We start from the raw sequence: 6,996 nt of genomic DNA on the forward strand, positions 1-6,996 counted from the left end.
CACTGCGCAAGGAGCGGTTTTGCAAGGGCCGTGCGCCGGTGCCGGTCGGACGGAGCCGGCGGCGGACACTTGTCCTTGCTGTTGGGCAAGATCAGGGTTTATTGCTTGCCCATCGGACAGAATGACGGTCCATACCGCCCGGACGGACGCCAAGGACCGCGGAACAGGGGTAAGGGCACTTGCAATCTGCGCAGAATGCCGGCGTTCCCGCCGGGCAATGGTCGTCGCGTTTCGCCTTTCTGATGGCGGCCATCGGGTCGTCGGTCGGGCTGGGGAATATCTGGAAGTTCCCCTACATGATCGGCACGAGCGGTGGGTCGGCCTTCATGCTGGTCTATCTCACCTGCGTCATGGCGGTGGGCCTGCCCATCCTGATGGCTGAACTGGCGCTGGGGCGCATGGGGCGGCAGGGCCCGATCGATACGCTGGTATCCCTGGGGCGCCGTTATACCGGCAAGGCCGGCTGGGGGGCCATCGCCTGTCTGGGCGTGCTGGCCGCGGTGCTGATCCTGTCCTTCTATTCCGTTGTGGCCGGCTGGTCGCTGGCCTATATCCCCAAACTGCTGACGGGGCAGATGTCGGGCCTCTCGGGGGAGCAGACGGCCGCCACCTTCGGCGCGCTGCTGGCCGACCCCTGGGCGCTGGCATTCTGGCATGCGCTGTTCATGCTGCTGACCATCATCCCCGTTGCACGCGGCATCCAGGCCGGTATTGAAAAGGCTGTGGTCTGGATGATGCCGCTGCTGTTTGCCCTGCTGGTCTTCCTGGTGCTCTATGCCGCGGTGGAAGGGGATTTCGCGGCCGGGATGGTCTATCTGTTCAAGCCGGATTTCGAGGCCATCACCATGGATGTGGTGCTGGCCGCCACGGGGCAGGCTTTCTTCTCCCTGTCGGTGGGGCTCGGCACCATGCTGGCCTATGGTGCCTATCTGCCGGGGCATGTCTCCATCCCCCGCACTTCCGTCGTCATCGTCTTCGCCGCCATCCTCACGGCGGTGCTGGCCGGCGGCGCCATCTTCCCGATCGTCTTCGCCAATGGCCTGAACCCGTCGGAAGGACCAGGGCTGGTGTTCGTGACCCTGCCCGTGGCCTTCGGCGCCATGCCGGGCGGGGCGCTGGTCGGGACGGTGTTCTTCATGCTGCTGGCCATTGCGGCGCTGACCTCGTCGGTATCGCTGCTGGAACCCATCGTGGCGGCCTTTGCCAGCCGGACGCGCCTTTCACGGACGGCGCTGGCCTGGACGGGCGGCCTCGTCACCTGGGCCCTTGGCTTCCTGACGCTGTTTTCCTTCAACATCTGGTCGGATGTGCATCCGCTGGGCGGGACCCGCACATGGTTCGACTGGATCGACTACCTGACCTCCAACATCCTGCTGCCGGTCGGCGGGGTGCTGCTGGCCCTGTTCGCGGGCTGGATCGTCACGCGGGCCGACTCGGTGCAGGCGCTGGGCTTCAGAAACCCGCTGCTTTATCGCCTCTGGCACCTGCTGGTGCGCGTAGTGGCACCAATCGGCGTGGTCGTAACGGTCATTTCCAATATCGCCTGACGGGTGATAATGCCCTTGTCATTAAGGACCCGGTGGAGGCGCTGCCATGATCAACCTGCTGATGAATATCCTGTGGCTGATCCTGTTTGGATGGACCGCGGCGCTGGGCTGGCTGGGGGCGGCCATCATCATGGTCATCTCGATCGTCGGGATTCCCTGGGCGCGGGCGGCCGTGAACATCGCGATCTTCATGCTCTGGCCGTTCGGCCGGATCGCCATCGACCGGGAAGCGCTGACCGGGCGGGAAGATATCGGCACCAGCCCGCTGGGCTTCATCGGAAACGTGATCTGGTTCCTGTTCGGCGGCATCTGGCTGGGCCTGGGCCATCTGCTGCTGGGCCTGGGCTTCTGCCTGACCATCATCGGCATCCCGTTCGGCCTGCAGCACTTCAAGTTCGCTGGCCTGGCCTTCGCCCCCATCGGCAAGACCATCGTGGACCGCGAAATTGCCGACGCCATGCGCTATCGCTGACACCGGGCCGGCCGGGCTCTTGGCCCGGCCCGGCGGCCTTCAAAGGCGTTCCGACAGCCAGATAGCCGTGCGGGATCCGGCCTTGATCAGGGCGGACAGCACGGGATAGCCCGTGGCGAGTTCCGCCTCATGGGCCAGGCCGATATCGCGGTGTTCCAGCTCCTCGGCGCGGAATTTCTCGATCGTGGCCTTCAACGCCTCCTCCTCCGGCCCCAGCCTGGCGGCCTGCTCGGCATAATGCTGGTCGATCACCTCTTCCACGGCTACGGTGCAGGCCATGGCGGCACGGCTGCCCATGGCCGCCGTGCCGGCACCCAGGGCCCAGCCGGCCAGATGCCAGAAGGGCTGCAGCGCCGTGGGCCGCACGCCACGCTCTCGCGCCAACCGGTTGAACGTGTCCAGATGTTCCTGCTCCTGCTGGGCCATGTGACGGATCATCGGCCCCTTTTCACCCTTGCCCAGCACGGCCAACTGACCGGCATAGATGCGGGCCGCGCCATATTCGCCGGCCTGATCGACGCGGATCATCCGTTCCAGCGGGGCAATGGGATCCCCCGGCAGGTGCCGCGGCCGGCCTGGTCCGGACTGGTCGCCGGCCGGCTGCACTGCGGGACCGTCCTTCAGCGGCCGCGGGGACAGAAGGTGGGCTTGCATGCCGGGCTGGTGGGGGCTCATCGCGTCGACTCCGTTGAAAAGGCGGCCTTCACGGCGTAAAGGGCCAGCATCAGGCTGGCAATGGCGCTTAAGCCGGCGATGGAGATGCCGAACAGTGACCAGGGGATCTCGTCGCAGCGCACGACGGGCGCCGCCAGGATGGCAGCGCGGAGATCCTCCAGGCTGCCGCTGGCCAGCGGGGCCGTGCAGGCCGTGAACCCCTGCCACCATTTCTGCTCCACACCGGCATGGAAGACGGAGATACCGGCCCCGACCAGAAAGACCAGGCCGCCCGTCAGCAGGCTGATGCGCCGCCAGGCCCGATCCAGCCGCAGCAGGGCGGAAGGCAGAAGCGGTACGATGGCTGCCATATAGGCATATCGCTGCCACCAGCACATCTCGCAGGGCGGAAGCCCGCCCCAATATTGGGACGCAAACGCCGTCCCCAGCGCTCCCAGCGATGCCAGGACCAGCAGGATGGATGGCAACCGCCGGCCGGTGGCCAGCCTGTGCAGGGGCGATGGGGTATCCGTCTTCATCCCCCGACTATAGGCCCGGCCCGTGCGGCCGGAAAGGCCCACCATGCCGCAAGGGCACCATGGCAAGGGCACCGGGTCGCCGCCCGACGGTGCAGCGGCCCGATGGTGCAGCGGCCCGATGGTGCAGCGGATCGTGGCGCTCAGCTTTTCGCCGGCAGCCCGCAGGATTTCATTGACCGGCCTCCCGGCATCATTATAGTGCCGCCTCGCGTTCAAACGCACGGTGCCTCCGTGGCGGAATGGTAGACGCGGCAGACTCAAAATCTGTTGCCCGAAAGGGCGTGTTGGTTCGAGTCCGACCGGGGGCACCAATTTATCTTCAATACTGACATCTCAATATTCGTGTGGCGGACAGGTCCGGCAAAAGCCGTTGTTCCGGCATGGTCCGTCTTTCATAGGCCGAACCGGCGTCTTGGCGCCGGCTGTTGTCATGGGTAGCCTTCCGGACCCAAAGCCGCCCTTTGCGGCGCCATCCCGCTTACCCCGGAAGGAAATGCCCCATGAAGAAAGACGCCACCATCCTGAAGGCGCTGTTGCTGGCAGCCGTGATGGCCGCTCCCCTGACGCCGGCCGTTGCCGCCGACAACCAGGTCGCGCAGGCTGCCGGCCCGTCCCTGTCGGACCGGTTGGGGCCGATTCTGTCGGGGGCTCACCGGTCGGATGCGAACAAGGCCCGCGATGTCTGGCGCCGTCCGGTTGAAACGCTTGAATTTTTCGGCGTGGAGCCGGGAATGACCGTGGTGGAGATCTCACCCGGCGGCGGCTGGTATACAGAGGTGCTGGCTCCGCTGCTGAATGGGGAAGGCCGTTACATCGCCGCGGCGGCTGATCCGAATGGCGCGTCGGAGAACATGCTGGCTGGCATTCAGCGTTTCAAGGACAAGCTGGCCGCCAATCCCGATCTCTATGGCAAGGCGGAGCTGGCGGCTTTCGGCCCCCGCGCCCTGGATGTCGTGCCGGAAGGCAGTGCGGATCGGGTGCTGACCTTCCGCAATGTCCATAACTGGATGGCCGCCGGCTGGGCGGAAGATGCGTTCAAGGCCATGTTCAAGGCACTGAAGCCCGGCGGTGTTCTGGGGGTGGTGGAACATCGCGCTTCCAAGGACCAGCCGCAGGACCCCAAGGCCGCCTCCGGCTATGTCCGCGAGGATCATGTGATCAAGCTGGCCACTGACGCCGGCTTCAAGCTGGTGGCCCTGTCGGAGATCAATGCCAATCCCCGGGACACGAAGGACCATCCGCGTGGCGTCTGGACCCTGCCCCCGACCCTGGGCTTGAAGGACCAGGACCGCGACAAGTATCAGGCCATTGGCGAAAGCGATCGCATGACCCTGCGCTTCGTGAAGCCGGCCGACTGATCGCCGCCGCCCAAAGAACGCGGGATGGATGTGGTCCGCGGATTTATCGTCACGGACGACAAGGCCAACGATTTCCTCGAAGCGACGAGATAGGTTCTCTTCCCCCTGTGAAGCCCCGGTCCCGTTGGACCGGGGCTTTTTGTTGCCCGGTGGCTGGGTGGCGAGCCCCATATGTTGTTTGTGCTGGCACCAGGGATGGTTGTTTTCAAGAAAGTGAGATTTGGGCGCAAAAAACCTGTTGCGCTGGGAGGATGTGTTGTCCTATACCCCGGCTCCCGCTTGGGCTGGAGGTTATCTTCTGAAGCGCAGGGGGAGTTGGATGGTGGATTTTTCCAGTATCCGTTGGTTCTTTGGTCAGTAAGCTGGCCGGACAAGTTAAGATAGATTTGATCATCGCCTGGCTGATGATTGTTCAGTGTTCGTTAAGGACTGCTGATTGATTGTCGGATTTGGCTGGTTTGTTTTTGATTTTTTTGGTGCCTGCAAGGGCGGCGAAAAAAGCTGAAAAGACTGGTTGACAGGGTTTGGTGGAGCGAGTAGAAAGCGCCCCACCGACGCGCCGGAGACGCTCTGGCGGCGATGGTTGAATGATCCCTGGATTTGGGGCTTGACGGTTTAGACCGGAAGGCCTAGATGAGAAGGGGTCGGGCGGTGGCCTTGGGGTCGCTGCCATTGATGCCTTCCTCTTCTTTATGTTGGGGTTTGGTTGGCCGGTGTTGAGCCGGTTGGCGGGTGTCGTTTGGCTTGCCTTGTGGCGGCCAAGGTTCTTGGACAAGTGAATTTGTTGAGAAGGGATGCGCAGGCGGCGGGTCTTTATGAGCTGGAGGGTCTGGTTCGTATGGATACGTATGGCGCTTGAGCATCCTGGTACATGTTGCTCTATACGCCATCCACGCTATTGACCTTATCGGGTCTATGGATGGTGGATGGGTTAGGGCAGACGATTGGGAAGTTTGGCGTTTTTTCGTATCCGTCAACGAGGTTTGTTTGCTTAGGCGAGCGAGCCGCATAAAACCTGAGAGTTTGATCCTGGCTCAGAACGAACGCTGGCGGCAGGCCTAACACATGCAAGTCGAACGCATTGGTCTTCGGACTGGTGAGTGGCGCACGGGTGAGTAACACGTGGGAATGTACCCTTTGGTTCGGAATAACGTCTGGAAACGGACGCTAATACCGGATGAGCCCTGTGGGGGAAAGATTTATCGCCAAAGGAGCAGCCCGCGTCTGATTAGGTAGTTGGTGGGGTAACGGCCTACCAAGCCGACGATCAGTAGCTGGTCTGAGAGGATGATCAGCCACACTGGGACTGAGACACGGCCCAGACTCCTACGGGAGGCAGCAGTGGGGAATATTGGACAATGGGCGGAAGCCTGATCCAGCCATGCCGCGTGAGTGATGAAGGCCTTCGGGTTGTAAAGCTCTTTCGCACGTGACGATGATGACGGTAACGTGAGAAGAAGCCCCGGCTAACTTCGTGCCAGCAGCCGCGGTAATACGAAGGGGGCTAGCGTTGTTCGGAATTACTGGGCGTAAAGGGCGCGTAGGCGGCTTGTCAAGTCAGGCGTGAAAGCCCCGGGCTTAACCTGGGAACTGCGCTTGAGACTGGCAGGCTAGAGTACCGGAGAGGTGGGTGGAATTCCCAGTGTAGAGGTGAAATTCGTAGATATTGGGAAGAACACCGGTGGCGAAGGCGGCCCACTGGACGGTAACTGACGCTGAGGCGCGAAAGCGTGGGGAGCAAACAGGATTAGATACCCTGGTAGTCCACGCCGTAAACGATGTCGGCTAGACGTTGGGGCCCTTAGGGTTTCAGTGTCGCAGCTAACGCATTAAGCCGACCGCCTGGGGAGTACGGCCGCAAGGTTGAAACTCAAAGGAATTGACGGGGGCCCGCACAAGCGGTGGAGCATGTGGTTTAATTCGAAGCAACGCGCAGAACCTTACCAACCCTTGACATGCCTGGACCGCCACAGAGATGTGGTTTTCCCTTCGGGGACCGGGACACAGGTGCTGCATGGCTGTCGTCAGCTCGTGTCGTGAGATGTTGGGTTAAGTCCCGCAACGAGCGCAACCCCCACTGTTAGTTGCCATCATTCAGTTGGGCACTCTAGCAGAACTGCCGGTGACAAGCCGGAGGAAGGCGGGGATGACGTCAAGTCCTCATGGCCCTTACGGGTTGGGCTACACACGTGCTACAATGGTGGTGACAGTGGGCAGCGACCATGCGAATGGAAGCGAATCTCCAAAAGCCATCTCAGTTCGGATTGCACTCTGCAACTCGGGTGCATGAAGTTGGAATCGCTAGTAATCGCGGATCAGCACGCCGCGGTGAATACGTTCCCGGGCCTTGTACACACCGCCCGTCACACCATGGGAGTTGGCTTTACCTGAAGCCGGTGCGCTAACCTTCGGGAGGCAGCCGACCA

General features: G+C 62.4%; 5 protein-coding genes, 1 tRNA gene and 1 rRNA gene (1 of these 7 cut by a window edge). 5 read left to right on the top strand and 2 right to left on the bottom strand.

Translation table 11 applies throughout. The features are described from left to right. Positions 1-179 precede the first annotated feature (179 nt). Complete coding sequence (locus tag ABC728_RS17280; RefSeq protein ID WP_416621067.1) at positions 180-1,547, top strand: sodium-dependent transporter; 1,368 nt, start codon at positions 180-182, stop codon at positions 1,545-1,547. A gap of 46 nt (positions 1,548-1,593) precedes the next feature. Beyond that, positions 1,594-2,019 (top strand): YccF domain-containing protein, encoded by a 426-nt coding sequence (locus ABC728_RS17285; RefSeq protein WP_416621068.1) that lies wholly within the window; start codon positions 1,594-1,596, stop codon positions 2,017-2,019. 39 nt (positions 2,020-2,058) lie between these two features. Here ABC728_RS17285 and ABC728_RS17290 read toward each other — a convergent pair whose 3' ends face one another. Together ABC728_RS17290 and ABC728_RS17295 are read right to left on the bottom strand one after the other, a co-directional pair. After that, positions 2,059-2,694, bottom strand: a complete 636-nt coding sequence (locus ABC728_RS17290; RefSeq protein ID WP_416621069.1) for a demethoxyubiquinone hydroxylase family protein — start codon at positions 2,692-2,694, stop codon at positions 2,059-2,061. Beyond that, complete coding sequence (locus ABC728_RS17295) at positions 2,691-3,434, bottom strand: disulfide bond formation protein B (protein ID WP_416621070.1); 744 nt, start codon at positions 3,432-3,434, stop codon at positions 2,691-2,693. Before ABC728_RS17295 ends, ABC728_RS17290 begins: the two co-directional genes overlap by 4 nt. A 3-nt stretch (positions 3,435-3,437) precedes the next feature. On the opposite strand from ABC728_RS17295, the gene ABC728_RS17300 reads away from it, so the two are divergent. From ABC728_RS17300 to ABC728_RS17310, 3 genes are all read left to right on the top strand, one after another. Continuing rightward, positions 3,438-3,523, top strand: a tRNA-Leu gene (locus ABC728_RS17300). Positions 3,524-3,712: 189 nt separating this feature from the next. After that, positions 3,713-4,570, top strand: a complete 858-nt coding sequence (locus ABC728_RS17305; RefSeq protein WP_416621071.1) for a class I SAM-dependent methyltransferase — start codon at positions 3,713-3,715, stop codon at positions 4,568-4,570. A gap of 1,011 nt (positions 4,571-5,581) precedes the next feature. Next, positions 5,582-6,996, top strand: a 16S ribosomal RNA gene (locus tag ABC728_RS17310) (it continues 74 nt past the right edge of the window).

The organism is Niveispirillum fermenti, assembly GCF_052474395.1.